This is a genomic window from Paraburkholderia sp. J67, assembly GCF_905220265.1.
Lineage (GTDB): Bacteria > Pseudomonadota > Gammaproteobacteria > Burkholderiales > Burkholderiaceae > Paraburkholderia.
The window spans coordinates 271,305-295,641 of sequence record NZ_CAJMZK010000003.1 but is presented as its reverse complement, the minus strand read 5'-3'; the positions used below and the strand labels follow the sequence as shown (position 1 = coordinate 295,641).

The following is a 24,337-nucleotide window of genomic DNA, read 5'->3' as shown; positions in this document are numbered from 1 at the left end:
TGATCCGGGCCAGTCGTCAAACCGCGATCAGTTGCCGCCGCTGTTGTCGAACTGTGCGCTCACGCGCTGCTTGAGGCTTTGCTGCTGGTCCGGCGTGAACGAGGTCTCGATACGGCGAGCGCCCGTGAAACGCTTTTCCCAGTAACCGTCGTCCAGATCGTCGACGCGGATCGTGCTGCCGGTAGACGGCGAGTGCACGAACTTGTTGTCGCCGATGTAGATGCCCACGTGCGAGAACGTGCGGCGCATCGTGTTGAAGAACACGAGATCGCCCGGCTTCAGGTTGCTCATGCTCACCTTTTCGCCGACGCGGCTCATTTCTTCGGCACGACGCGGCAGGTTCATACCCAGCGTGTCCTGGAACACGTAGCGCACGAAGCCACTGCAATCGAGCCCCGAATCCGGCGTGTTGCCGCCCCAGCGGTAACGGACACCGATCATATTCAGGGCGCCAACGACAACGTCACCGGCCTTGCCGGCCATGCCGGAAAGGAACGCGCGCGCGCCGCCGCCATCGGTCGGCGCCGGTGCGGATTGCGGGTTCGAAGGTGCGGACGTGGTGCTCTGAACCGCGGCCTGGGCCGAGGGAAGCGACTGGGAATTCGCCTGGCTGGCCGGGGCGAATGAGACATTCTGGTTAAAGCTGCTGGCTTCGTCGGCGAATGCGACGGGAGCTGCTGCCATCAGTACGCCGATGAACATGCCGGCGACGACTCGCGTGCAAGCCTGGGTCAGGTATCGGTGCTGCATGGGTCGGTAGAAATTGCCCGTAAATCAGGGAGTTAGAAGAAAAGTTTGGACGATACTAGCTAGATAGTATTTGTGTGTCAAAACAAATAGAAAAAAACAATCGCGACGCGCACCTCATTGGTGAATTTCACCAAAATTCTCTCTAAAGTTCCTCGAAGGTTCAGCGATCGAAGGCGGCTTTCAGCAACTTTCGCGTGTAAGGATGGGTGGGGTCGTCAAAGATTTTTGTTACATCTCCGCTCTCGACGATCGCCCCGTTCTGCATCACGGCCACGCGATGCGCCATCGCCCCGATCACCGCCAGATCGTGGCTGATGAACACGTAGCCCAGGTTGTACTTGCGTTGCAGATCCGTCAACAATCGCAGGACCTGCTGCTGGATCGAGACATCGAGCGCGCTGGTCGGTTCATCGAGCACGATCACGCGCGGCTCCAGCACCAGCGTGCGTGCGATGGCGATGCGCTGACGCTGGCCGCCGGAAAATTCGTGCGGGTAGCGTTGCAGCGCCGTGCGATCGAGGCCTACTTCGCGCAACACGGCAACGATGCGCTTGCGCCGCTCGTCGGCGGAAAGTTCGGGCCGGTGCAGCGCGAGACCCTCCCCTACGATGCGCTCGACGGTCTGACGCGGCGAAAGCGAACTGAACGGATCCTGAAAGACCACCTGGAGATGCGCGCGCATGCCGAGCTTCTCGCGCCCCTGATAGCTCGCGAGCGAACGCCCCTGGAACTCGACGCCGCCGCCTACAGTTCGTTGCAGACCCAACAAGGCCATCGCGAGCGTCGACTTGCCCGACCCCGATTCGCCGACGATGCCGAGCGTCTCGCCCTGGCGCACCGACACACTCGCGTCGTTGACCGCGCGAAAGCGCCCGCGCCGCCACCAGCCCTGGAAACCTGGCAGCTTTGTCGCGAAATCGACGCTCACGTCCTTCCCTTCGAGCAGCACCGGCGCGATCGGCAGCACGGGCAGCACATTGCGCTCGGGGCGACTGGCGATCAGCCGCTGCGTGTACGGATGCTGCGGCGACGCGAAGATCTGCTCGACCGTGCCCGTCTCCACCAGCCTGCCCTTCTCCATCACCGCCACGCGCTGCGCGAAGCGGCGCACGAGGTTCAGATCGTGCGTGATCAGCAGCACGGACATGCCGCCGCCGTGATTGCGCGCGGCCTCCTCGCGCTGGAGTTCGAGCAGCAGATCGACGATCTGGGCGCGGATGGTCACGTCGAGCGCCGTGGTGGGCTCATCCGCCAGCAACAGACGCGGACGGCACGCCAGCGCCATCGCGATCATCACGCGCTGACGCTGGCCGCCCGAAAGCTGATGCGGGTAGCTGAAGAGCCGGCGGCGCGGCTCGGGGATGCCCGTGCGCTCCAGCAGCCCCACGGCACGCTCGTAGGCCTCCTTCTTCGTCACGCCATCGTGCAGCACGAGGGTCTCGGCGATCTGCTCGCCGATCGTGTAAAGCGGATTGAGCGCCGTCATCGGCTCCTGGAAGATCATCGCGATCTCGTTGCCGCGCAGGCCGCGCATCGCACGCTCGCTTTTGGCGAGCAGATCGTCGCCGTCGAGACGGATGGCGCCCTCGATCTGCGCATCGCTGAGCAGGCGCAGGATCGCCAGCGCCGTCACGGTCTTGCCGGAGCCCGACTCGCCCACCAGCGCGACCCGCTCGCCGCGGCCGATGGCAAGCGCGATATCGTCCACGGCGAGCGTGTCGCCAAAGCGCACGCTCAGGTGCTCGATCGACAGCAGCGGCGCGTCGATGACCTCAGGCACGGCGCTCATTGATTGCCCCCGGCTTTCATGGCGTCGGAGATACGCGTATCGAGCGCGTTGCGCAGCGCGTCGCCCATGAAGGTGAGCAGCAGCAGCGTGACCACGAGCACGCCGAACGTAGACATCGAGATCCACCACGCGTCGAGATTGCCCTTGCCCTGAGCGAGCAATTCGCCCAGGCTCGGTGTTGGCGGCGGCACGCCCAGGCCCAGAAAATCGAGGCTCGTGAGCGCGAGAATCGATCCACTCATGCGAAACGGCAGGAAGGTGATGACGGGTGTGAGGCTGTTGGGCAGCACGTGACGCCAGATGATCTGCCAGTTCGACAGGCCCATCGCGCGTGCGGCGATCACGTAGTCCTGGTTGCGGTTGCGCAGAAACTCGGCGCGCACGTAATCGGACAGCCCGATCCAGCCGAATAGCGATAGCAGCACGATCAGCAGGATGAAGCCTGGCTCGAAGATCGAGGCGAAGATGATGAGCAGATACAGCTCGGGCAACGCGCTCCAGATTTCGATCAGGCGCTGCCCGACGATGTCGGTGCGTCCGCCGAAATAGCCCTGCACCGCGCCCGCCAGCACGCCGAGTATCGTGCCGATGGCGGTCAGCACGAGCCCGAACTCCACCGAGACGCGAAAGCCGTAGAGCAGGCGCGCGAACAGGTCGCGTCCGCTCGCATCGGTGCCGAGCCAGTTCTGGCGCGACGGCGGTGCCGGGTTCGGCACCTTCGAAAAGTAGTTGAGCGTGTCGTAGTAGTACGGATTCGGCGGATAAAGCGCGAAGTTGCCGGGTGCGTCGAAACGGTGGCGAATGTATGGGTCGAGATAATCGGCGGGCGTCGGGAAATCGCCGCCGAAAGCCGTCTCCGGATAGTCCTTGAAGAGCGGGAAATACAGATGGCCTTCGTAGCGCACGACGATCGGCTTGTCGTTGCACCAGAGCGGGGCCGCGAGGCTGGCCGCAAACGCGACGACAAAGACGATCAGGCTCCAGTAGCCCAGCCGTTGCTGCTTGAAGCGCAACCAGACCCGGCGCGCAGGCGTAGGCGACTTGAAGGCGCGCACGCTCTCGGTACGCAGGTCGGATTCGGCGCCGGTGCGGACTCGGTTCAACTCAGCGCTCCAGTTGTTCGAATTGAATGCGGGGATCGACCCACACGTAGCAGAGATCGGAAATCAGCTTGGTCAGGAGTCCGATCAGCGTGAAGAGATAGAGCGTGCCGAGCACGACCGGATAGTCGCGCCGCACCACCGACTCATAGGAAAGCAGGCCCAGACCGTCGAGCGAGAACAACGTCTCGATCAGCAGGCTCCCCGTAAAAAACGCGCCGATGAAGGCCGCCGGAAAGCCCACCACGAGCGGCAGCAGCGCGTTGCGAAACACATGCTTCCAGAGCACGGTGCGCTCGGACAGCCCTTTCGCGCGCGCGGTCAGCACATACTGGCGGCGAATCTCTTCGAGGAAGGCGTTTTTGGTGAGCATCGTCGTCACCGCGAAGCTGCCGACCACCGAGGCGGTTACGGGCAGCGTGATATGCCACAGGTAATCGAGAATCTTGCCGCCGAGCGAGAGCGTGTCCCAGTCGTCGGAAGTGAGATTGCGCAGCGGGAACAGTTGCAGGAAGGTGCCGCCGCCAAACAGCACGAGCAGCAGCACACCCAGCACGAAGCCCGGAATCGCATAGCCGAGCAGCACGACCAGACTCGTGACGAGATCGAAGCGCGAACCGTTGCGCACCGCCTTGGCGATGCCCAACGGCACCGATATCAGATAGGTCAGAAAGAAGGTCCACAAGCCGATGCTGATCGACACCGGCAGCTTCGAGACCACCAGCGACCATACGCTCTGGTGATGGAAATAGCTCTGCCCCAGATCGAAACGCGCAAAGCGGCTGAGCATCAGGAAATAGCGTTGCAGCGGCGGTTTGTCGAAGCCATACAGTTGCTTGAGTTGCGCGATCTGCTGCGCGTCCACGCCCGAATGCGCGCGCATGCCGAACGGCATGCCCTGCTCCGCGCCGCGCCGCAAATCGCGCACCGCCTGCTCGACGGGACCACCCGGCACGAACTGGATCACGGCGAAGGTCAGCGTGAGCACGCCGAACAGCGTCGGGATCATCAGCAGCAGGCGTTTGACGATGTAGCTCCACATGATTGCGCGTTCCGTCGAAGATGATCAATGTTGCTGTGGCTGCGACTGCGGTTGTGTCTTGAGCCACCACGTCGAGATGATCCAGTCGGTCGCGCCATAGTACAGCGGCAGCGTCGAGGGATAGGCGAGCGTGTTTTTATAGGCCACGCGATGGGTCGCGCTATACCACTGCGGCACCACATAGTAGCCGTGCATCAATACCCGGTCGAGCGCATGCGTGGCGTCGAGCAGTTGCTCGCGGGTCTGCGCCTGCATCAGGGCCTTGAGGATCGTGTCCACGGCCGGCGACCTCAGACCGATCAGGTTGCCCGAGCCGGACTCGCCCGCCGCCTTGCTGCCGAAGCGGTCGAGTTGCTCAGCGCCCGGCACCTGCACATCGGGGAACTTGATCGTCGTGAGGTCGAAGTCGAAATCGTCGAGCCGCTTCTGATACAACGCGAAATCCACCGAACGATAGTTCACGCGAATGCCCAGACGCGCGAGCGCCTGGCTGTACTGCGCCATGATCGGCGCCCACTGCGCGGACGCGGCGGTGTCGTCGAGCACCTCGATTTCGAAGGGCTCACCCTTCGCGTTGCGTAACGCGCCATCGCGATACGTCCAGCCCGCGTCCGCGAGCAACGCACGCGCCTTCAGCAGGTTCGCGCGCAGCGAACCGGGCGGATTCGTGTCCGGTTGCGCGGGCGGCGGGTTGAACACCGCGGGATCCAGTTGCTTGCGCAACGGTTCGAGCAACGCCAGCTCACCCGGCGATGGCGGCCCCTTGGCTTGCAGATCGGTATTGACGAACCAGCTGTCGATGCGCCGATATTGGCTATAGAACAGCATGCGGTTGAGCCACTGGAAGTCGAGCGCGAGATCGAGCGCCTGGCGCACACGCACATCCTGGAGGAGCGGCTTGCGCAAATTGATCACATAGCCCTGCATGCCTGTGCCGTTGTGCTGCGGGAACTCGTGCTTGATGAGCTCGCCGCTATCGAACTTCTTGCCGATGTCGCGGCGCACCCAGTTGCGGGCAACGTATTCGACCATCGTGTCGTATTCGCCGGCCTTGAACGCTTCGAGGCGTGCGACGTCATCGGAATAGAGCTTGTAGACGATGCGCTCGAAGTTATTCTGGCCCACCCGCACAGGCAGATCGTTGCCCCAGTAATGCGGATCGCGTTGGTAGGTGATCGTGCGGCCGTTCGAATAGCGCTCGATCACATACGGCCCGCTGCCGATCGGCTGCTCGAAGGCGAGTTGATCGAAGGCGATGCGGGTGCCGTCGGCGCGCAAGCCCCACTTGTGCGAGAACACCGGCAAGCCGCCAGCGATCAACGGCAGCTCGCGGCTGTTGGAACGGAACTCGAAACGGATCGTGGCCGGATCGACCACCACGGCGCGCAGGATATCGCTGTAGTAAGCCTGCATCGACGGCGCCGCCTGACGGCTCTTGAGCGTATCGAGCGAAAACTTCACGTCGGCGGCCGTGACGGGGTCGCCGTTCGAGAAGCGCGCGTGCGGATTCAGATGAAACGTGACGGACCGGCGATCGGGCGCGACGCTGATATCGTCGGCGAGCAAGCCGTAGGCCGACGCCACCTCGTCCATGCTGCCCGTCGTGAGGCTCTCGAACAGCATGCCGATGCCGGGCGCCACATTGCCGCGCAGCGTGAACGGGTTGAACTTGTCGAAGCTCGTCGAGCGGTCCGGATTCGCGAGCACCAGCGTGCCCCCCTTGGGGGCATCCGGATTCACGTAATCGAAGTGCTTGAAGTCCGCCGGATATTTCGGCTCGCCGTATTGCGCGATCGCGTAGACGGCGTGCGCGGCTGGCATGGTGCACCACGCCAGCGCGCCAATGGCGCTCAGGGTTGCGAGCGCGCGCTGAAAGCGCCCCTTGGGCCTCGCGCGCCGCCCGGCAGGAATCGTTGCTCCGCGCGCCGCCTGCGCTGTCCTGCCTTGCGTTCCTGTCGTCATAGAGAGAGGGGTGTCCGGGCTGCCTGGTCCAGTGTGAGAGAATTCTACCCAAACCGCGCGGCTGCGCAGTGGCCGGCGTGCGGCACAGTGAACCTCTTCAGGAGAATTCATGGGCTTCCTCGCTGGCAAACGCATCCTGTTGACTGGCCTGCTCTCGAACCGGTCGATTGCTTATGGCATCGCCCAGGCCTGCAAACGCGAAGGCGCGGAACTGGCGTTCACCTATGTCGGCGAGCGCTTCAAGGATCGCATTACCGAGTTTGCGCATGAATTCGGCAGCACGTTGGTGTTCCCCTGCGACGTGGCGGACGACGCCCAGATCGACGCGCTCTTTGCCGATCTCAAACAACACTGGGACGCGCTCGACGGTCTCGTGCACTCGATTGGCTTCGCGCCACGCGAAGCGATTGCGGGCGACTTCCTCGAAGGCATGACGCGCGAGAACTTCCGCATCGCGCACGACATCTCGGCGTACAGCTTCGCTGCGCTAGCGAAGGCTGCACAACCGATGCTGGCCGACAACGCTGCACTGCTCACCCTCACCTATCTCGGCGCCGAGCGCGCGATTCCGAACTACAACACGATGGGACTCGCCAAGGCCTCGCTCGAAGCAAGCGTGCGTTATCTCGCGGTCTCGCTCGGCAAGCAAGGGGTGCGCGTCAACGGCATTTCGGCCGGCCCGATCAAGACGCTTGCGGCGAGCGGCATCAAGAGCTTCGGAAAAATTCTCGACTTCGTCGAGCACAACGCGCCGCTACAGCGCAACGTGACCATCGAACAGGTCGGCAATACAGCCGCATTCCTGCTGTCCGATCTGGCGGGCGGCGTGACGGCGGAAATCGTGCACGTCGATGCGGGTTTCAATGCCGTCGTAGGCGGTATGGCGAATCTGGGCGAATAGTCCAGGCAGGCGTCATCGGTCACCGCCGCATACGGTTCGTTGCGCACACAACGTGCATTGAGCAATAAAAAAGCCGCCCGTGGGCGGCTTTTTTACTTCTGGCGCAACGCGTGCTCTTCAACGGAAGACATGCGCAGCGTCAGATTGAAATTGGCTTAGTGCCAGTGTCCCGGGGGCGGACCACCACGATCCCAGCCACGGCCCGGGCCATAGCCACCGCCATGATGGCGATACCAGTCATCGCGGCCCCAGTAACGGCGGCCATCCCAGTAACGGTCGCCATGCCAGCCGATCACGATGGCGGGCGCCGCGTAGACCGGCGCGGGCTGATAGACGACGGGCGGCGGCGGCGGTGCATAGACCGGCGCCGGAGCGACATAAACCGGGGCCGGAATGCCGATGTTGACACCGACGCTCACGCCGGCGAAAGCCGCGCTCGACGCACCGATAGCCAAGCCCCCGAGCAGCATTGCAACAACACGAGCGAACTTCATGGACTCACCTTTTGGGGTTGATGTTTTGTTGAAGCCAATATAGCGCAGGCTCCCCAGCCCGCGTATTTCAACTTTGTAATAACTGATGCACAAAGGCACGGCGCAATCACCTGCGTAACGTCTGGTTACATCGGGCGGGGCAAACCGCCGCCAAACCCCTCTGGAAGCGGCTTTTAAAGGCTCGATTACGCGTGCTTGCCGTGTCGTGAGCAACCGTTTGCGCGCAGCGCCGACCGTGCACTTGAGACAGCGGACCCGGAGGATATCATCGCTCGCGCATCTGGCGTGCGCGCATCAACAGGCCCCGATTCGCTTACGTATCGAGGTCTGTCCGGCATAGGCATCGTTAGCTGCCGAAAGGCTTACAACCATCCTTCCAATGTATTTCGCGATCGGTCCATTTTCCGGATCAAACGCACGCGAGTTATTTCGGAATCCATATCGATATGAATTCAGCGATAGTCGGTCATTACGGTGATCAGTGCACCGCTCGCATCTCGATACGCAGACTTCGGCGCAAGCATCAGTACACCGCCCGACGTGCCTATACCGTAACCGCCAGTCACGTTGGCGATCCGACGGTGACGCGTCCCGTCGGTGAATGTCGTCTCGACGCGTATCGGGTTGCGATTCGCACGCGCGCCGCCTGCATCGAGGAGCGACACCGTGGCGCGCAGCGTAGCGTTCGGCTCACTGGTGAAGACCAGTGCTACGGCACCTGAGGTGGAAGTCAAATGATGCCGCACGTCCATCGTCATCGATGGCATGTCGCTCGCGCGCCACGGCGCGATCCTGAACGTCGGCGCAACGATGGCGCCTTCAATGCGGATCGTACCGCCCTGCCCCCAGGCGGCCGAGGAAGTCCATAGCGCCGCAACCGCAACCGCGGTCACCCACGTGTTGTGCGACGTCCGCCCACTGCCCTGCCGTGCATTCATCTCGCTCTCCGCTCATGCGTTTCGCCAGAACCGCCACGATCGCGTGGCAGTCGCCACTACAAGCCTGAATACGGCATCTCAGAATAAAACTTGATGAGCGTCAAGCAGAGCAGCTTCACAGCGGCCGTGCGGCCACCATGTCTGTCAGAAGATCTTGAAATTGCGGGGAAACAGGAAAACGTCGCAGTCCTGTACAAAATTCTTGCGACCCATGCGACGAGAACGACAACACCTGATCAACAACGTGTTTCGCGCACGCGCTAGCAGACGAAAAGCGGCGCGAAAAAAGAAAAACCCCGCAAGCCTAGACTTGCGGGGTTTTCACCGCCATTACTGGCGGAGACGGAGGGATTCGAACCCTCGATCCAGGTTTTGGCCCAGATGCTCCCTTAGCAGGGGAGTGCCTTCGACCTCTCGGCCACGTCTCCCGAAACCTTCGTTTGCGCCAGGGAGGCAGCGCAACGAAGCCAAGATAATAGCGGGTTAAATCCGATCGGTCAATTCATTAGACGCTTTTTTTGCAAACTTTTTTCTGCAAGCACGCGAACCGGTTCAAACCATTCGTTCAAAGCCTGTTGCGTGCAGCGTCCAGCTCAACCAGGGACCGTCACACCGCCATCATCCGTCACATCATCAAGCCTGTTCGAGCTCGAATGCTTTGTGCAGCGCGCGGACTGCGAGCTCCATGTACTTCTCGTCGATCAGCACCGAGATCTTGATTTCCGACGTCGAAATCATCTGGATGTTGATGCCCTCTTCCGAGAGCGTGCGGAACATCTTGCTGGCCACGCCCACGTGCGAGCGCATGCCCACGCCGACCACGGACACCTTCGACACCTTCGCGTCGCCCAGAACCTGCTCGGCGCTCACGTGCGCCTGCACGGTGTTCTTGAGGACATCCACTGCGCGCTGATAATCGCCGCGCGGCACGGTGAACGTGAAGTCGGTCTTGCCGTCCACGCTCTGGTTCTGGATGATCATGTCGACGTCGATGTTCGCATCCGCCACCGGGCCGAGGATCTGATACGCGATGCCGGGCTTGTCGGGGACGCCTGCCACGATGATGCGGGCCTCGTCGCGCTGGAACGCGATACCCGAGATGACTGCTTTTTCCATGGTCTCGTCTTCTTCAAAAGTAATCAGGGTGCCCGAGGACATTTCCTCGTCGAGATTCATCATCGGGTCGGTCAGGCTGGAGAGCACGCGCGTCTTCACCTGATACTTGCCCGCGAATTCGACCGAACGGATCTGCAGCACCTTCGAGCCGAGGCTCGCCATTTCCAGCATCTCTTCGAACGTGATGCGGTCGAGGCGTCGTGCGTCATCCACCACGCGCGGGTCGGTCGTGTACACGCCGTCCACGTCGGTGTAGATGAGGCATTCGTCGGCCTTGAGCGCGGCCGCGACTGCGACCGCCGAGGTGTCCGAACCACCACGGCCGAGCGTGGTGATGTGGCCTTCGGGGTCGATGCCCTGGAAACCCGTGATCACGACGACCTTGCCGGCGTCGAGATCGGCCAGCACGCGTTCGCCGTCGATGTCGTTGATCCGCGCCTTCGTGAAGGCGCTATCCGTTTTGACGGGCACTTGCCAGCCGGTGTAGCTGATGGCGTCCACGCCTGCGTCCTGCAGCGCGATCGAGAGCAGACCGACGCTCACCTGTTCGCCGGTCGACGCAATCATGTCGAGCTCGCGCGGATTCGGCTGCGGCGAAATCTCTTTCGCGAGACCGAGCAGACGATTGGTTTCGCCGGACATCGCCGAGGGCACGACGACCATCTTGTGGCCGGCCTTGTGCCATTTGGCAACGCGCTTGGCAACGTTCTTGATGCGCTCGACCGAGCCCATCGAGGTGCCGCCGTATTTGTGTACGATGAGTGCCATTGTCGTTCTGAACTGAAGATGTTACCGCGCTGGCGCACCGAAGACGGCGCTGCCGGAAGGACGGGAAAGCCGTGTTGTATATGGATACGACCAGGCGACCGGACCGCGGCAGCGGCTTGGCGCGTGCAGCACACGCGGAATTTGCCCCGGAACCGCGAAGCCAGGTTGGTTCACGAATTCCGCCCGCACACCGCTACGACGTCCTTGCAATCGTCGGATACCGCTCGAAGGAAAAATCGCGCCTTCTGCGAAGTTTCACGAAGTTTCAGGGTATGCGCCGCTTTTGACGGCGTCCGTGAACGCGAAAAAGCGGGCTGGACAAACAAGTTACCCTACCCGATCGAGGTCAAAATTTCAAGGCGAAAGTGGCCGGCGGAGAGCCAAAAAGGCTTGTGCAGCAAGGATTTGCGGCGTGCACGCGACATCGGCCGCGGGGCGTCGGCAGCATTCCCGAGTGCCCCGGTAACTTTGCCCGCCACCAGCCGGCTTAAGCTATTTGCAGATCTTCGCGCCATTCGATGCGGCGCCAGCCGCCCGAGGGCGCAATAACTTGCTCGCCGAGCATCGAACGATTCACACCGATGCGGGGCACGAACAGCAGCGTTTCGCCGCTATAGAGCAGCGGCACGTCGCGCTCCCACGCCGGGATACCGCGCGACTGGAACAGGTTCTTGAGCGTGCGGCTCAGGTTCGCGGCTTCATCGCGCAAACGCTCCCCGCCTTCGCGCGCACGCGCAACGAGCGGCGCTCGCCGCAGCACGGTTTCGGGTACGGCATCCGGATCGCTTTGATCGGCGGGAGCGAATACGTAGGTGCCGCGCCAGTGCGGCAGGCGCCACACTTCTTCGCCGCACCAGTTCAATTGCGCAGGTTCGCGATGAACGCCCTCGCCTGCCGTCACCGCGGCAACCGAGGGCACGCGTGGCTCATCCCAGAAAATTTCGCCGCGATAGCAACGCAACGTGCGCCCCGCATGATCGACGCGCAGCGCGTGTCCCTCGCCTTCGCGTGCGATCTCGCGCAACTGGCGCAAGGCATCGGCGAGCCGTGCCGTCGAGGCCGCGGGCAGGCCCGACGCGCGCATCCAGTAGCGCAGCAGGTTGAGCGCCCGCGCGTCGTCGAGCGCGACCAGCGCGGCGTGCGAAAGCCGTTCGGTCTCGTCGATGCCAGCCTCGCGCAGGTCGAGCCGGGCAAGATCGTCGAGTAGCCCTTGTGCTGTGGCCGCATGTGCGGCCGTGCGCGCGAGCGCCTCGCGAAAGCCCGGAAAATGCGCGGAGAGCGCGGGCGTCACATCGTGGCGCAGCGCATTGCGCGCGTAGCGCGTATCGGCATTCGATTCGTCTTCGATCCAGCGCAGGTCATACGCGTGCGCGTAACGCTCCAGTTGCGCGCGCAACAAACCCAGCAACGGCCGCACGCGTGGCACGCCGCCCGCCAGCGCACGCGTGGCCGCCATCGCCGCGAGACCCGCGAGACCCGCACCGCGCAACAGTTGCAGCAAGACGGTTTCGGCCTGATCGTCGGCGTGCTGGGCAAGCCAGAGCGAATGCACGCCATGCGCCGCACACATCGCGTCGAGCGCACGATAGCGCGCGTCGCGCGCCGCCGCTTCCACGCCTGCTGCGTCGTCGTGCGCAACCTCCACGAGGCGCGCGTCGAACGTCACGCCGTAGGAGTTCGCCGTCGCTTCGCAGTGTGCGAGCCAGGCATCGGCATTCGGACTCAGACCGTGGTGAACATGTAACGCGACAAGCCTCTGCGCGCCCACCGTACGGACAGCCGCGTCGAGCAGCACCGACGAATCGAGGCCGCCGCTATACGCAATCGCAATGCGTGCGTCGCGCGCATCGTCGGGCAGCGCACAAAGCACAACGCCGAGCGCATCGCGGAGGATACGCCCGGCGTCGGAACCGGAGTCAGACTCGGGGGGGGCAGTCACGTCATGACGGCGCGTAAGCGCCGGCCGAAGTTGATGACGTCGTGCGCCTTACGCGCCCGGCGTCGTTTCCTTGAACTTGCCGTAGGCCATCAGGCGCTCGAAGCGGCGATCCTTGAGCTCGGCGATGCTCATGCCCTGGAACTGGCGCAGCGAGTCGGACAGCGCACGGCGCAGCAGCGCCGCCATGCCCTTCGGATCGCGATGCGCGCCACCGAGCGGCTCGTTGACGATCTTGTCGATCAGACCCAGCGCCTTCAGGCGATGCGCCGTCAGACCCAGCGCTTCCGCGGCGTCCGGCGCCTTGGCGGCGCTCTTCCACAGAATCGATGCGCAGCCTTCCGGCGAGATCACCGAGTAGGTCGAGAATTGCAGCATCATGACCGTGTCGGCCACCGCGATCGCGAGCGCACCGCCCGAACCGCCTTCACCGATGATCGTCGTGATGATCGGCGTCTTGAGCTCGGCCATCACGTACAGATTGTGGCCGATCGCTTCCGACTGACCACGCTCTTCCGCGCCGATGCCAGGGTAGGCGCCCGGCGTGTCGACGAACGTGAAGATGGGCAGGCCGAACTTCTCGGCCAGACGCATCAGGCGTTCGGCCTTGCGATAGCCTTCCGGACGCGGCATGCCGAAGTTGCGCGCAGCGCGCTCCTTCGTGTCGCGGCCCTTCTGATGGCCGATCACCATGCAGGGCTGGCCATTGAAGCGCGCGAAGCCGCCCACGACCGAGAGGTCGTCGGCGAACGAACGGTCACCGTGCAGTTCGTGGAAGTCGGTGAACAGCTCGTTCACGTAGTCCAGCGTGTACGGGCGCTGCGGATGACGTGCGATCTGCGAAACCTGCCACGGGTTCAGGTTCGCGTAGAGGTCCTTCGTGAGCTGCTGGCTCTTCTTCGAGAGGCGCTCGATCTCTTCCGAAATATCGACGGCCGAGTCGTCTTGAACGAAGCGCAGTTCTTCGATTTTCGCTTCGAGTTCAGCGATCGGCTGTTCGAAATCCAGAAACGTGGTTTTCATGTGTTGGAATCCTTGCACTTTGCGGCAGCGCGTATTCTAACCGCGCCGGCCGACATCGAAATCGGAGCGGAACTATCAGGTTCAGACAACGATAGGAAAATTCTGATGCAACCGGGAGACGTTTAAGAGGGGCCGGAACCACCGCGCACCTGTGGTGCGGCCGTGAGTTCATGCCCCGCAATGACGAATGCTCGTTACGAATGTTCGAGGCTGCGCCACATATACCACGTTGCGACGGTTCGCCACGGCTCCCAGTTGGCGGCCACTTCGCGCGCTTCGCTGCGCGTGACGGGCTCGCCGCTGAAATAGTTGACGCTGATCGCCTGGATGAGACCCAGATCGTCGAGCGGCAGCACGTTCGGGCGCGCGAGGTTGAAAATAAGGAACATCTCAGCCGTCCAGCGGCCGATGCCGCGGATGGCCGTCAGCTCGGCGATCACGTCCTCGTCGTCCATCGTGGTCCACTTGCCCACGTGGAGCGCACCCGAGACAAAGTGCTGCGCGAGATCGAGAATGTATTCCGTCTTGCGCTTCGAGAGCCCGCAGGCCGCGAGCTTTTCGTGACCGAGCTTGAGGAATTGCTGCGGCACGAGCTTCGGGCATGCGGCCTCGACGCGCTTCCACAGCGCCTGCGCCGCCGCCGTCGAAATCTGCTGGCCAACCACCGAACGCGCGAGCGTGACGAACGGATCGTCGCTGCTCATCAAATGCACGGGGCCGAACTTCGGAATCAGCTTCTTGAGGATGCGATCGCGCTTGACGAGGTCCGCACAGGCCTTGTCCCAGTAATCGGGGCGCACAACTTCAGGCGCAGCCGCGGCTTGGGCGCCATCGGCCGCCGCGGCGCTCTCGGGCTGCGCTGCGGGCAGCATGCCGGCACCGTCGATCGCGGCGCCATTGACCTTCGCACGCGACGGCTTCGCCGCGCCATTGAGCGCGTGCGCGTCGGCATCCGCCTGCGCTTTCGCGCCGCGCCCGGCACCCGCCTTCGCCGTGGACTTCTTCGCGCCGGCCGCCTTCGCGGCTTCGGCTTCCTGCTGTGCCGTGAGCGCGCCACCGCGCGCCACACGTCGTGCGGCCAGGCTCGTTTCGTCGCCTGCCGCGCCCGTTAGCGACGCAGACCGCCTGGCCTGCGTCTTCGTGGCCGTTGCCATCCTGCCTCCTGCCTCGCGAATCGATCAGTGGAAACTGGACAGCCCGCTCACACGCGGCGCCACTCGGTCAATCCGCCCGGTTTGTCTTCGAGCGCGACGCCGGCATCGAGCAGTTCGGCCCGGATCCGGTCGGCCTCCGCATACTGTTTCGCCTGCTTTGCGGCCGTGCGCGCGGCAATCTTCGCTTCGATCGCGGACACGTCGAGCGCGCCCGCATCCTGCGCGCCCGCAGCCTGTTGCAGGAACGCACGCGGTTCGCGCACGAGCACGCCGAGCACGCGCGCCAAGCGCTGCAACTGGCGCGCCAGCACGGCGTCGTGCGTGCGGTTCACCTCGCTCGCCAGCTCGAACAGCACCGAGATGGCCACCGGGGTGTTGAAGTCATCGTTCATCGCCGCGCGAAAACGCTGCGCATGCGCTTCGCTCCAGTCGAGTTCGCCCGCATCGGGCGTCACGTCCTTGAGCGATGTGTAAAGACGCGTGAGCGCGCCGCGTGCGTCATCGAGATGCACGTCGCTGTAGTTCAACGGCGAGCGGTAGTGAGCACGCGCCATGAAGAAGCGCACCACTTCGGCGTCGTACTTTGCCAGCACTTCGCGGATCGTGAAGAAGTTGCCGAGCGACTTCGACATCTTCTCGTTGTCGATATTGACGAACCCGTTGTGCATCCAGTAGTTGACGAACGTCTCGCCGGTGGCACCCTCGCTCTGCGCGATCTCGTTCTCATGGTGCGGGAACTGGAGATCCTGACCGCCACCATGAATATCGAAATGCTTGCCGAGCAACGTGCAGCCCATCGCGGAACATTCGATATGCCAGCCCGGACGACCGCGACCGTATTTCGAGTCCCAGCTCGTATCGGCCGGCTCTTCTGGTTTTGCCTGTTTCCACAGGACGAAGTCAAGCGGATCCTGCTTGGCATCGTTCGCGGCCACACGTTCGCCCGCGCGCAGATCTTCAAGCGACTTGCCCGAGAGCGCGCCGTAGTGCGCGAACTTGCGCACCGCGTAATTCACATCGCCGTCCGAACCCTGATAGGCGTAGCCGTTTTGCTCCAGCATGCCGATCATGTCGAGCATCTGCGGGATGTATTGCGTCGCACGCGGCTCGTGGTCGGGACGCGCGACGCCGAGCGCGTCCGCGTCTTCGTGGAGCGCTGCGATATAGCGGTCGGTCAGCGCCTTGATGGTCTCGCCGTTTTCCACCGCGCGACGAATGATCTTGTCGTCGATGTCGGTGATATTGCGCACATACGTCACCTGATAACCGAGCGTGCGCAGCCAGCGCTGCACGACATCGAACACCACCATCACACGCGCATGGCCAACGTGACAATAGTCGTACACCGTCATCCCGCAGACGTACATGCGTACGACGCCGGGCTCGAGGGGCACGAAATTTTGCTTGTCACGCGCGAGCGTGTTGTAGATGCGCAGTGATTCCATAAAGGCGTGGATACGTGGGTCGAAAGAAATCCGCAGCAGCGCCGACAGCAGCCCGTGGGTGCATGGCACCGCATTGCTCGAGGCTGCATACAGTCGCGCTCATTCAGTCATCAAGGCGGAGACGACCACGAGTGGCGAAAGAAAGCCTGACGTCCCGTGGGAGCCCACTGTCCGGAATCGGGACTGCAATAAACCGAAACAGGTGCTCAACCAGAGCGCAGCCGAAGCGCGCGACGAAAACGCACAGACCTTTTGTTAGAATGGCTCGGAGTATAACACCGCGACCTCACCCTATGAAATCTTCCAGCGGCCGCGCGCCTAGCGCTGCGACCTTTGCCGTAGCGGCTCTCGCGAGCATTGCGTTCGTTCTCGGCGGCGCTCGCGCCGCCCATGCGGCGCCTCCCGCGACGGCCGACGGCACCCCCGGCGCAGACTCGGCGATCGCCCAGCACGACTGGGCCGCGGCGCTCACGCAACTCGACGCGCGCATCAAGTCGAACCCGCGTGACGTGCAGGCGAAATTCAAGCGCGCGACCATCCTCGCGCGCCTCGGCCGCGACGACGACGCGATCGAAGCGTTCACCGAACTCACGCAGACCTACCCCGAGTTGCCGGAGCCGTACAACAACCTCGCAGCGCTCTATGCGAAGCATGGCCGCTACGACGAAGCACGCGCCGCGCTGGAAACGGCCACGAAGGCCAACCCGTCGTACACGCTCGCCTGGGAAAACCTCGGCGACCTGTATCTGCGTCTCGCCTCCGCGTCGTACCACCGCGCGAGCACGCTCGGCCACACGAGCGGCGCGACCCAGCAGCGCCTCGCCGATATCGACAAAATCGTCAATCCGCCGGCCGCGGCCAAAGCCGCGCGCGCGGCCGCCGCATCGGCTGCCTCCGCGACCCGCGCGGGTCCGATGCTCGACAATCCGGTGTATCAGTTTGGCGGCCCGACCGGGTCGCTCGCGATGCCGCCCTTCATGGCACCGTCGAACTAAGCCGCGGTGCGCCGGCGCATAAAATAAGCGCCGGTGCGCTTCGACATGCTTTTCCCCGCACTTCCGAGGACACAAATGAAATGGTTGATGTTGGCGCTCGGCAGCGCCGCCCTGATCGCGAACGCCCCCGCCTTTGCGCAGTCGGCCGCCCCGGCCGCCGCCGCGCATCCGCAGGTGCTCTTCAAGACCAGTGAAGGCGACATTCGCGTCGAACTCTATCCCGAGAAGGCGCCGAAGACCGTCGACAACTTCCTCCAGTACGTGAAGGCCGGCCAGTACAACGGCACGATCTTCCATCGCGTGATTCGCGGCTTCATGATCCAGGGCGGCGGCTACACCGCGAGCTTCGTCGAGAAGCCCACGCGCGCGCCGATTCCGCTCGAAAGCAAGAATGGCCTGAAGAACCAGACCGGCACGCTGGCGATGGCGCGCACGAGCGATCCGAACTCGGCGACCGCACAGTTCTTCATCAACACGGTGGATAACGCCAACCTCGACTATCCGAACCCGGACGGCAACGGTTACGCGGTGTTCGGCAAGGTCACCCAGGGCATGGACGTCGTGAAGAAGATCGAAGCGGCGCCCACCACCTCGCGCGGCCCGATGTCGGACGTACCGCAGAAGGAAATCGTGATCCAGTCGGCCACGCTCGTCGGCAAGTAACTCCGCCACGCGGCTGCACGGACTTTCCTCTTTAATATTCTCCGCGCGGCGCGGCTCCGGTACACGCGAAGGCAACACGTCCCGCCTCGTACCGGCGCAGCGCCGCCTCATTCCCCTCAGCCACAGGCAAAGGATTCCATCATGGTCGAACTGCACACGAACCACGGCGTCATCAAGCTCGAACTCAACGCCGAGAAGGCACCGAAGACGGTCGCCAACTTCCTCGAGTACGTCAAGAGCGGCCACTATGACGGCACGGTGTTCCACCGCGTCATCGACGGCTTCATGATCCAGGGCGGCGGCTTCGAAGCGGGCATGACGCAAAAGCCCACCCAGGCACCGATCGAAAACGAAGCGAACAACGGTCTGAAGAACGTGCGCGGCTCGATCGCCATGGCACGCACCAACGATCCGCACTCGGCATCGGCACAATTCTTTATCAACGTCGCGGACAACGACTTCCTGAACCACTCGTCGCCGACGCCGCAAGGCTGGGGCTACGCCGTGTTCGGCAAGGTCGTCGACGGCCTCGACGTGGTCGAGAAGATCAAGTCGGTCAAGACGGGCTCGAAGGGCTTCCATCAGGACGTGCCGGTTGACGACGTCGTGATCGAGAAGGCTGTCGTCGTCGAATAACGATCGATTCACGATCGGATAACGATCAACCAGTCGCGACTCAACACACAAGGCGCACGCTTCATCGATGCTGCAGGAAAAGATACGGGGATTGGGGATGGCCGCCGCGGGCGTGCCCGGTGAGGGCAAGCGTCCGCACGCGGCACGTCCCTTCCTGTTCATTTCCGATCTGCATCTGAGCGAAGCGATACCGCGCACGGTCGCCGCGTTCGAACATTTCATCCGCGTTTCGGCCGACCAGGGCGACTCGGTGTTCATACTCGGCGACCTCTTCGAATACTGGATCGGCGACGACATGCTCGTCGATCCGTTCGTCGCGCGCATGGCCGCGCTGATGCATACGCTCTCCGAGCGCGGCATCGCGCTCTACATCATGCACGGCAACCGCGACTTCCTGATGGGCAAGCGCTTCATGAAAGCCGCGGGCGCGATCTGGCTGCCCGACCCCATCGCCATCACCGCATTCGGCACGCGCATTGCGCTCGCGCACGGCGACGCGCTGTGCACCGACGACCGCGGTTATCAACTCTTTCGCAAGCTCGCGCGCAACCGGCTAGCGCAACTGCTCTTTCTCGCGTGGCCATTTCGCTGGCGCCGCGCCCTGGCCGAACGCATGCGCAGCAAGAGCGAAGCCGGCCGCGAACGACCCGCGCGGCCGGAGCAGGCGAAGTACGACGTCACCGCCAAGGGCGTGGCAGCGCTCTTCAAGCGCGCCCGCGCGAATACGATCATTCACGGTCACACGCACCGGCCTGCGCGGCATCAGGAGCCAGGTGGCACACGCTGGGTGTTGCCCGATTGGGAACTCGACCACGGCACGCCGCGTGGCGGCTATCTGCGCGTGGATGCGGAAGGGTTCAGGATGTTGCCGCTCGATTGAGCGCACACCGCGACAGTCGAATCATTTCAGGACACGAATAAAAACAGCCGCTCGAAAGCGGCTGTTTTTATTCGTGGGCGACAGATCAAACGCGCGCGGTGGTGCGCTCGTCCGCCTTCGCCGCTTCCTGCGCAAGCGCCCCACCCTCCAGCCCAGCAGAAAGCCTGCGCAATTCGACCAGCGCCGCGTCCGCGCCATGCAGCGCCTCGAGGCGCGTACCTAGCCGTTCGAGCGCGACGACGATCGCATCCACGCGCTGCGTCTGGGTCGCGGCGTGATCGATCAGACCATGAATGGCAAGCGATACGGGATCGTCGGCATTCGGCGTGATGCCGTAGGCGCAGAAGCCCTCGCGCGCCGACGCGGGCTTCGCCTGCTCCGTTGCGCTTTTCGCCGGCGCGATGACGCGCGCGGGATTACCAACCGCCGTCCCCCCCGGCGGCACCGGCTTCACGACCACGGCATTCGAGCCGATCTTCGCCTGCGCGCCCACCGTGAAGCCACCCAGCACCTTCGCCCCCGCGCCGACGATCACGCCGGCCCCAAGCGTCGGGTGGCGCTTTGCGCCGCGAGTGAGCGACGTGCCGCCGAGCGTCACACCCTGATAGATGGTGCAGTCGTCGCCGACCTCGGCCGTCTCGCCGATCACGACGCCCATGCCATGATCGATGAATACGCGCCGGCCGATAGTCGCACCAGGATGGATTTCGATGCCGGTCAGAAAGCGCGCAAGCTGCGAGACATAGCGCGCGAGCCAGCGGCGCTTCGCGCGCCAGCACGCGTGTGCGAAGCGGTGCAGAACGAGCGCATGCAAACCCGGATAACAGGTCAGGACTTCCCAGGCGCTGCGGGCGGCGGGGTCGCGCTCGCGGATCGTGGCGATGTCTTCGCGGAGTCTCTTGAACATGGCGGTTACACGCTGGACGTGAAGAACAGGGGATGAATTCGGCCACGCGTCGCGAATTCGCATCCGCCGCGCGGCTCGCGCACGGCCTTAGCAGCCGTGCTGTTTTGCTTATGATGTGGAGTCGATTGTAGGCGAAAGGCGCGCAGCGGCCCGCAAGCCCCCGCGCGCAGCAAGGTTGGACGTCGTGCGGGCGCCTGCGGCTTGATGGCGCCCCGACTGCGCGCGGCTTATTTGCCGCCTTCCTTGCCCTTGAGCATGAGGATATGTTTGGCCACGCCGCGCACGATATTGACTTCCTCGCGCTCGAGCCCCGAGCGAGCGAACAACCGCCGCAAACGCGACATCAGCTTCTTTGGATTGGCGGGATCGAGAAAATCGAGCGCGATCAGCGCGTTTTCGAGGTGGACGTACATGCGCTCGATGTCGTCGCTGGTGGCGAGCGGCGTGCCCGTGGCGGGTGCGCCCGCCGCGCCGCTTGCCCCTGCGGCAGGCAAGGCCAGACCCGCGCCGTTGTCGCCGAGATAGGCGAGGCGAAGCTCGTAGGCGAGCACCTGCACCGCCTGGGCGAGGTTGAGCGAACTGTAGGCCGGGTTCGCAGGGATATGCGCAAGCGCGCTACAGCGCTCGACGTCCTCGTTCGAGAGGCCGGTGCGTTCGTTGCCGAATACCAGCGCGATATCGCCGTGCGCGACCTGGCGGCAGGCATCCTGCACCGCATGGCGCGGCGCGGCGGGCGGAGGTCCATATTCGCGCGTGCGCGCCGTCAGCGCGAGCGACCATTGCGTGCCCACCAGCGCGTCTGCGAGTGTCGGAACGATATGGGCGGCGGCGAGCACGTCGTCTGCGCCGCTCGCCATGGCGATTGCCTCGGGATCGAGCTGAACCTGCGGCATGCGCGGCGCAACCAGCACGAGCCGCGAGAAGCCCATCGTCTTGAGCGCGCGCGCCGCCGCACCGACGTTGCCGGGATGGCTAGGCTCGACCAGCACGAAACGCGTGGAGGTAAAACCGCCCCGTAGCGGCTCGTGGGCGTCGACGGCGTCTGCGGGATGGGCGGAGGGGAATTCGGGGGGCTGCACCAAGATGAATCTCAAAGGACGGCGTAAGGAAACGCCTATGTTAGCGCGCCTTGCGCGCACGGCCTATCCGGTTCGGCGTGCGGCGCAGGCAGGCAGCGCGCCGGATTTCGCAGGCTTCAACCTGCAAAAATGACGATCGCCACAGAAAAAATCTCGAAATATCAATACTCGGGTAAAATGCGAGGTTCGCGCGCGTTTTCGGTCAGCAAGACCGCCGCGCCCCGCTCTTATCCAATTCGTCTCCGTTGGCGGGACAGGTTCCGCCAGGCCGCGCAGCTCGCACGCGCGGCTCACGCCCTGTCCAATCGTTAGACGCTTTTATCTTCGGCACCCCCGTGCGTGCGCGCCCTGAAGCGCGCGCCGGACAACAAGGATCCAGGCTCATGCATCCCATGCTCAACATCGCTGTCAAGGCCGCGCGCCGCGCCGGACAGATCATCAACCGCGCGTCGCTCGATCTCGACCTCGTGCAGGTCTCGAAGAAGCAGCATAACGATTTCGTCACGGAGGTCGACCAGGCCGCCGAAGCGGCGATCATCGACACGCTGAAGACCGCCTACCCGGATCACGCGATCCTCGCCGAGGAATCGGGCGACTCGGGCGACGAGTCCGAATACCAGTGGATCATCGATCCGCTCGACGGCACCACCAACTTCATCCACGGCTTCCAGTATTACTGCGTCTCGATCGCGCTCGTGCACCGTGGCGTCGTCACGCAGGCGGTCGTCTATGACCCGACGCGCAACGACCTGTTCACCGCCTCGCGCGGCCGTGGCGCGTTCCTGAACGACCGCCGCATCCGCGTGGGCCGCCGCGACCGTCTCGCCGACGGCCTGATCGGCACGGGCTTCCCGTTCCGCGAAAAGGACGGCCTCGATAGCTACTGCGAGCTGTTCGCCGACATGACCAACGCCTGCGCTGGCCTGCGCCGCCCGGGCGCCGCCGCGCTCGATCTGGCGAACGTCGCCGCGGGCCGCATGGACGGCTTCTTCGAACAGGGTCTCAACCCGTGGGACGTGGCTGCGGGCGCGCTGCTCATCACGGAAGCGGGCGGCCTCGTCGGCAACTACACGGGCGATTCGGACTACCTGCATGTTGGCGAAGTCGTCGCGGGCAACCCGAAGATCTACGCGCAAATGGTGCCGATCCTGTCGAAGTACACGCGCATCAAGAAAGAAACCAAGGAAGCCTGATCGGGCATGGCCTGGGCCGCCCGCTGCAACACGCGGGCGCCCATGTCACAATCGCCGGGCCGTTGCCCTGGTTGCTGCTCCGTGAGCGTCGGCGCAGCAAGCCGCGCAATACGGGGCACCTTTGCCCGGCGGCCCCGACGAGTCAAGCGGCTTCGGCCGCTTTTTTGTTTTGCGCGCTCGCCTGATCAAACCCTCGATTCTCTCGCGATGAAGAAAGGCTTCTACACGATCATCGCCGCGCAGTTCGTTTCGTCGCTCGCCGACAACGCGCTGCTGATTGCGGCAATCGCGTTGCTCACGGTGATTTCGTCGCCGGCCTGGGTCACACCGCTGCTGCAAATCTTCTTCACCGTCTCCTACGTGGTGCTCGCGCCCTTCGTCGGCGCCTTCGCGGACGCGCTGCAAAAGCGCCACGTCATGTTTGTCTCGAATGCACTCAAGGCGATCGGCTGCCTCATGATGATTGCGGGCGTGCACCCCATGCTCGCCTATGGCGTGGTGGGTTTCGGCGCGGCAGCTTACTCGCCGGCAAAGTACGGAATCCTCACTGAATTGCTGCCCGCGCAAAAACTGGTCGCGGCCAACGCGTGGCTCGAATCGGCCACGGTGCTTTCCACCATCGTCGGCACGATGATGGGTGGCGCGCTCGTCTCCACCTATGCGGAGCGCTTCGTCTCGCACCATCGGCTGCCGCTGATCCACTCGGCCGCCGATCTGGCGATGCTCGCGACGATGATCACCTACGCGGTGGCGGCGCTCATCAACTTCGGCATTCCCGATACCGGCGCGCGCTATGAAAACCGCCTGAAAGAACCGGGCCGTCTCGTCTCCGACTTCACGCACTGTTTCAACGTGCTCTGGGCGGACAAGCTCGCACAGGTCGCGCTGTGGGTCACGACGCTGATGTGGGGCGCGGCCGTCACGCTGCAACTGCTCGTGCTCAAGTGGGCGGATGCGAACCTCGGTCTGTCGCTCTCGAAGGCCGCGGTGATGCAGGGCGTGACGGGACTCGGCATCGCGTTGGGCGCGGGGGCGGCCGCCGCGTGGGTGTCGCTGCGCGCCTCGCTGCGTGTGCTGCCCGTTGGCGTGTTGTGCGGCCTCGTGGCCGTGGCGATGGCGTTCTACAGCAAGAGCCTTTTTCCGGCCGGCGAAGGCGTGCGACTGGGCACCTTCATCGTGCCCTTCTATCTGCTGTTCGCCTACCCGTTGATGATCCTGCTCGGCACGCTCGCGGGCTTCTTCATCGTGCCGATGAACGCCCTGCTCCAGCATCGCGGCGCGACACTGCTTTCAGCCGGCCACTCGATCGCCGTGCAAAATTTCAACCAGAACCTTGCCGTGCTGCTGATGTTGGGCGCGTACGCGCTGCTGCTTACGGCGAAAATGCCGGTGCAGTGGATCATCGTCGTGTTCGGCATTTTCGTATCGGGGATGATCTGGCTCGCCATGCGACGCAGTGCGGCAAACGCGCGCACCGTCGATATGCAGGCGCTCGTGGACGAATAAGCGGCACGCCGCGGCACGCCATGCGCCGCGCAAACTCCCGCAATCTGGCGCGCATTTGCA

Annotated in this window: 21 protein-coding genes and 1 tRNA gene; 7 read left to right on the top strand and 15 right to left on the bottom strand. The window is 63.8% G+C overall.

Going from position 1 to position 24,337, the window contains the following annotated elements; all coding sequences use genetic code 11:
• Positions 1-27 precede the first annotated feature (27 nt).
• The 5 genes from U5782_RS08230 to U5782_RS08210 form a co-directional block, all read right to left on the bottom strand.
• Positions 28-750: a C40 family peptidase gene (locus U5782_RS08230; protein WP_322043323.1), complete on the bottom strand. Its 723-nt coding sequence runs from the start codon at positions 748-750 to the stop codon at positions 28-30.
• 160 nt (positions 751-910) lie between these two features.
• Positions 911-2,539, bottom strand: coding sequence for a dipeptide ABC transporter ATP-binding protein (locus tag U5782_RS08225; RefSeq protein ID WP_322043322.1), 1,629 nt, complete (start codon positions 2,537-2,539; stop codon positions 911-913).
• Entirely contained in the window at positions 2,536-3,642 is a 1,107-nt protein-coding gene (locus U5782_RS08220) for an ABC transporter permease (RefSeq protein WP_322043321.1), read from the bottom strand. The genes U5782_RS08225 and U5782_RS08220 overlap by 4 nt, the downstream gene beginning before the upstream one ends.
• 1 nt (position 3,643) lies before the next feature.
• A complete protein-coding gene (locus U5782_RS08215; RefSeq protein WP_322043320.1) occupies positions 3,644-4,681 on the bottom strand; it encodes a microcin C ABC transporter permease YejB in 1,038 nt (345 codons plus the stop codon).
• Positions 4,682-4,705: 24 nt separating this feature from the next.
• The gene (locus U5782_RS08210) at positions 4,706-6,643 is read right to left on the bottom strand and encodes an extracellular solute-binding protein (protein WP_415914271.1); all 1,938 of its coding nucleotides are present in this window, start codon (positions 6,641-6,643) and stop codon (positions 4,706-4,708) included.
• 109 nt (positions 6,644-6,752) lie between these two features.
• Between U5782_RS08210 and fabI the strand changes: the two genes are divergently transcribed.
• Complete coding sequence (gene fabI / locus U5782_RS08205; protein ID WP_322043319.1) at positions 6,753-7,544, top strand: enoyl-ACP reductase FabI; 792 nt, start codon at positions 6,753-6,755, stop codon at positions 7,542-7,544.
• Positions 7,545-7,699: 155 nt separating this feature from the next.
• Here fabI and U5782_RS08200 read toward each other — a convergent pair whose 3' ends face one another.
• The 8 genes from U5782_RS08200 to cysS form a co-directional block, all read right to left on the bottom strand.
• Positions 7,700-8,038 (bottom strand): hypothetical protein, encoded by a 339-nt coding sequence (locus U5782_RS08200; RefSeq protein WP_322043318.1) that lies wholly within the window; start codon positions 8,036-8,038, stop codon positions 7,700-7,702.
• 452 nt (positions 8,039-8,490) lie between these two features.
• Complete coding sequence (locus U5782_RS08195; protein ID WP_322043317.1) at positions 8,491-8,976, bottom strand: hypothetical protein; 486 nt, start codon at positions 8,974-8,976, stop codon at positions 8,491-8,493.
• Between the two features lie 334 nt (positions 8,977-9,310).
• A tRNA-Ser gene (locus tag U5782_RS08190) sits at positions 9,311-9,404 on the bottom strand.
• A gap of 205 nt (positions 9,405-9,609) precedes the next feature.
• A complete protein-coding gene (locus tag U5782_RS08185; protein WP_322043316.1) occupies positions 9,610-10,860 on the bottom strand; it encodes an aspartate kinase in 1,251 nt (416 codons plus the stop codon).
• 487 nt (positions 10,861-11,347) lie between these two features.
• A complete protein-coding gene (gene tilS / locus U5782_RS08180; RefSeq protein WP_322043315.1) occupies positions 11,348-12,799 on the bottom strand; it encodes a tRNA lysidine(34) synthetase TilS in 1,452 nt (483 codons plus the stop codon).
• A 48-nt stretch (positions 12,800-12,847) separates the two neighbouring features.
• The gene (locus tag U5782_RS08175; protein ID WP_322043314.1) at positions 12,848-13,819 is read right to left on the bottom strand and encodes an acetyl-CoA carboxylase carboxyltransferase subunit alpha; all 972 of its coding nucleotides are present in this window, start codon (positions 13,817-13,819) and stop codon (positions 12,848-12,850) included.
• Positions 13,820-14,013: 194 nt separating this feature from the next.
• Positions 14,014-14,973 (bottom strand): DNA-3-methyladenine glycosylase, encoded by a 960-nt coding sequence (locus tag U5782_RS08170; RefSeq protein ID WP_322043313.1) that lies wholly within the window; start codon positions 14,971-14,973, stop codon positions 14,014-14,016.
• A 47-nt stretch (positions 14,974-15,020) separates the two neighbouring features.
• A complete protein-coding gene (gene cysS, locus U5782_RS08165) occupies positions 15,021-16,418 on the bottom strand; it encodes a cysteine--tRNA ligase (RefSeq protein ID WP_322043312.1) in 1,398 nt (465 codons plus the stop codon).
• A 293-nt stretch (positions 16,419-16,711) separates the two neighbouring features.
• On the opposite strand from cysS, the gene U5782_RS08160 reads away from it, so the two are divergent.
• From U5782_RS08160 to U5782_RS08145, 4 genes are all read left to right on the top strand, one after another.
• Positions 16,712-17,413, top strand: a complete 702-nt coding sequence (locus tag U5782_RS08160; RefSeq protein ID WP_322043311.1) for a tetratricopeptide repeat protein — start codon at positions 16,712-16,714, stop codon at positions 17,411-17,413.
• Positions 17,414-17,488: 75 nt separating this feature from the next.
• Positions 17,489-18,076 (top strand): peptidylprolyl isomerase, encoded by a 588-nt coding sequence (locus tag U5782_RS08155; RefSeq protein ID WP_322043310.1) that lies wholly within the window; start codon positions 17,489-17,491, stop codon positions 18,074-18,076.
• 141 nt (positions 18,077-18,217) lie between these two features.
• Positions 18,218-18,712 carry a peptidylprolyl isomerase gene (locus U5782_RS08150; RefSeq protein ID WP_322043309.1) on the top strand — a complete coding sequence of 165 codons (495 nt, stop codon included), beginning with the start codon at positions 18,218-18,220 and terminating at the stop codon, positions 18,710-18,712.
• Positions 18,713-18,779: 67 nt separating this feature from the next.
• Positions 18,780-19,592, top strand: coding sequence for a UDP-2,3-diacylglucosamine diphosphatase (locus U5782_RS08145; RefSeq protein ID WP_415914270.1), 813 nt, complete (start codon positions 18,780-18,782; stop codon positions 19,590-19,592).
• An 85-nt stretch (positions 19,593-19,677) separates the two neighbouring features.
• Here U5782_RS08145 and cysE read toward each other — a convergent pair whose 3' ends face one another.
• Positions 19,678-20,499 carry a serine O-acetyltransferase gene (gene cysE, locus U5782_RS08140; RefSeq protein WP_322043308.1) on the bottom strand — a complete coding sequence of 274 codons (822 nt, stop codon included), beginning with the start codon at positions 20,497-20,499 and terminating at the stop codon, positions 19,678-19,680.
• A gap of 227 nt (positions 20,500-20,726) precedes the next feature.
• Positions 20,727-21,578 (bottom strand): RNA methyltransferase, encoded by an 852-nt coding sequence (locus U5782_RS08135; protein ID WP_322043566.1) that lies wholly within the window; start codon positions 21,576-21,578, stop codon positions 20,727-20,729.
• A 383-nt stretch (positions 21,579-21,961) separates the two neighbouring features.
• Between U5782_RS08135 and U5782_RS08130 the strand changes: the two genes are divergently transcribed.
• Together U5782_RS08130 and lplT are read left to right on the top strand one after the other, a co-directional pair.
• Complete coding sequence (locus U5782_RS08130; RefSeq protein WP_322043307.1) at positions 21,962-22,771, top strand: inositol monophosphatase family protein; 810 nt, start codon at positions 21,962-21,964, stop codon at positions 22,769-22,771.
• A 207-nt stretch (positions 22,772-22,978) separates the two neighbouring features.
• Positions 22,979-24,277, top strand: coding sequence for a lysophospholipid transporter LplT (lplT, locus tag U5782_RS08125; protein WP_322043306.1), 1,299 nt, complete (start codon positions 22,979-22,981; stop codon positions 24,275-24,277).
• Positions 24,278-24,337: the final 60 nt, after the last annotated feature.

Excerpts from the sequence above, each read along its gene's own strand:
- U5782_RS08185 (WP_322043316.1), bottom strand. The coding sequence starts at position 10,860 with ATGGCACTCATCGTACACAAATACGGCGGCACCTCGATGGGCTCGGTC.
- lplT (WP_322043306.1), top strand. The coding sequence starts at position 22,979 with ATGAAGAAAGGCTTCTACACGATCATCGCCGCGCAGTTCGTTTCGTCG.
- U5782_RS08195 (WP_322043317.1), bottom strand. The coding sequence starts at position 8,976 with ATGAATGCACGGCAGGGCAGTGGGCGGACGTCGCACAACACGTGGGTG.
- U5782_RS08215 (WP_322043320.1), bottom strand. The coding sequence starts at position 4,681 with ATGTGGAGCTACATCGTCAAACGCCTGCTGCTGATGATCCCGACGCTG.
- U5782_RS08170 (WP_322043313.1), bottom strand. The coding sequence starts at position 14,973 with ATGGCAACGGCCACGAAGACGCAGGCCAGGCGGTCTGCGTCGCTAACG.
- U5782_RS08175 (WP_322043314.1), bottom strand. The coding sequence starts at position 13,819 with ATGAAAACCACGTTTCTGGATTTCGAACAGCCGATCGCTGAACTCGAA.
- U5782_RS08225 (WP_322043322.1), bottom strand. The coding sequence starts at position 2,539 with ATGAGCGCCGTGCCTGAGGTCATCGACGCGCCGCTGCTGTCGATCGAG.
- U5782_RS08230 (WP_322043323.1), bottom strand. The coding sequence starts at position 750 with ATGCAGCACCGATACCTGACCCAGGCTTGCACGCGAGTCGTCGCCGGC.
- fabI (WP_322043319.1), top strand. The coding sequence starts at position 6,753 with ATGGGCTTCCTCGCTGGCAAACGCATCCTGTTGACTGGCCTGCTCTCG.
- cysS (WP_322043312.1), bottom strand. The coding sequence starts at position 16,418 with ATGGAATCACTGCGCATCTACAACACGCTCGCGCGTGACAAGCAAAAT.
- U5782_RS08155 (WP_322043310.1), top strand. The coding sequence starts at position 17,489 with ATGAAATGGTTGATGTTGGCGCTCGGCAGCGCCGCCCTGATCGCGAAC.
- U5782_RS08200 (WP_322043318.1), bottom strand. The coding sequence starts at position 8,038 with ATGAAGTTCGCTCGTGTTGTTGCAATGCTGCTCGGGGGCTTGGCTATC.
- U5782_RS08145 (WP_415914270.1), top strand. The coding sequence starts at position 18,780 with ATGCTGCAGGAAAAGATACGGGGATTGGGGATGGCCGCCGCGGGCGTG.
- U5782_RS08160 (WP_322043311.1), top strand. The coding sequence starts at position 16,712 with ATGAAATCTTCCAGCGGCCGCGCGCCTAGCGCTGCGACCTTTGCCGTA.
- U5782_RS08210 (WP_415914271.1), bottom strand. The coding sequence starts at position 6,643 with ATGACGACAGGAACGCAAGGCAGGACAGCGCAGGCGGCGCGCGGAGCA.
- U5782_RS08150 (WP_322043309.1), top strand. The coding sequence starts at position 18,218 with ATGGTCGAACTGCACACGAACCACGGCGTCATCAAGCTCGAACTCAAC.
- U5782_RS08130 (WP_322043307.1), top strand. The coding sequence starts at position 21,962 with ATGCATCCCATGCTCAACATCGCTGTCAAGGCCGCGCGCCGCGCCGGA.
- cysE (WP_322043308.1), bottom strand. The coding sequence starts at position 20,499 with ATGTTCAAGAGACTCCGCGAAGACATCGCCACGATCCGCGAGCGCGAC.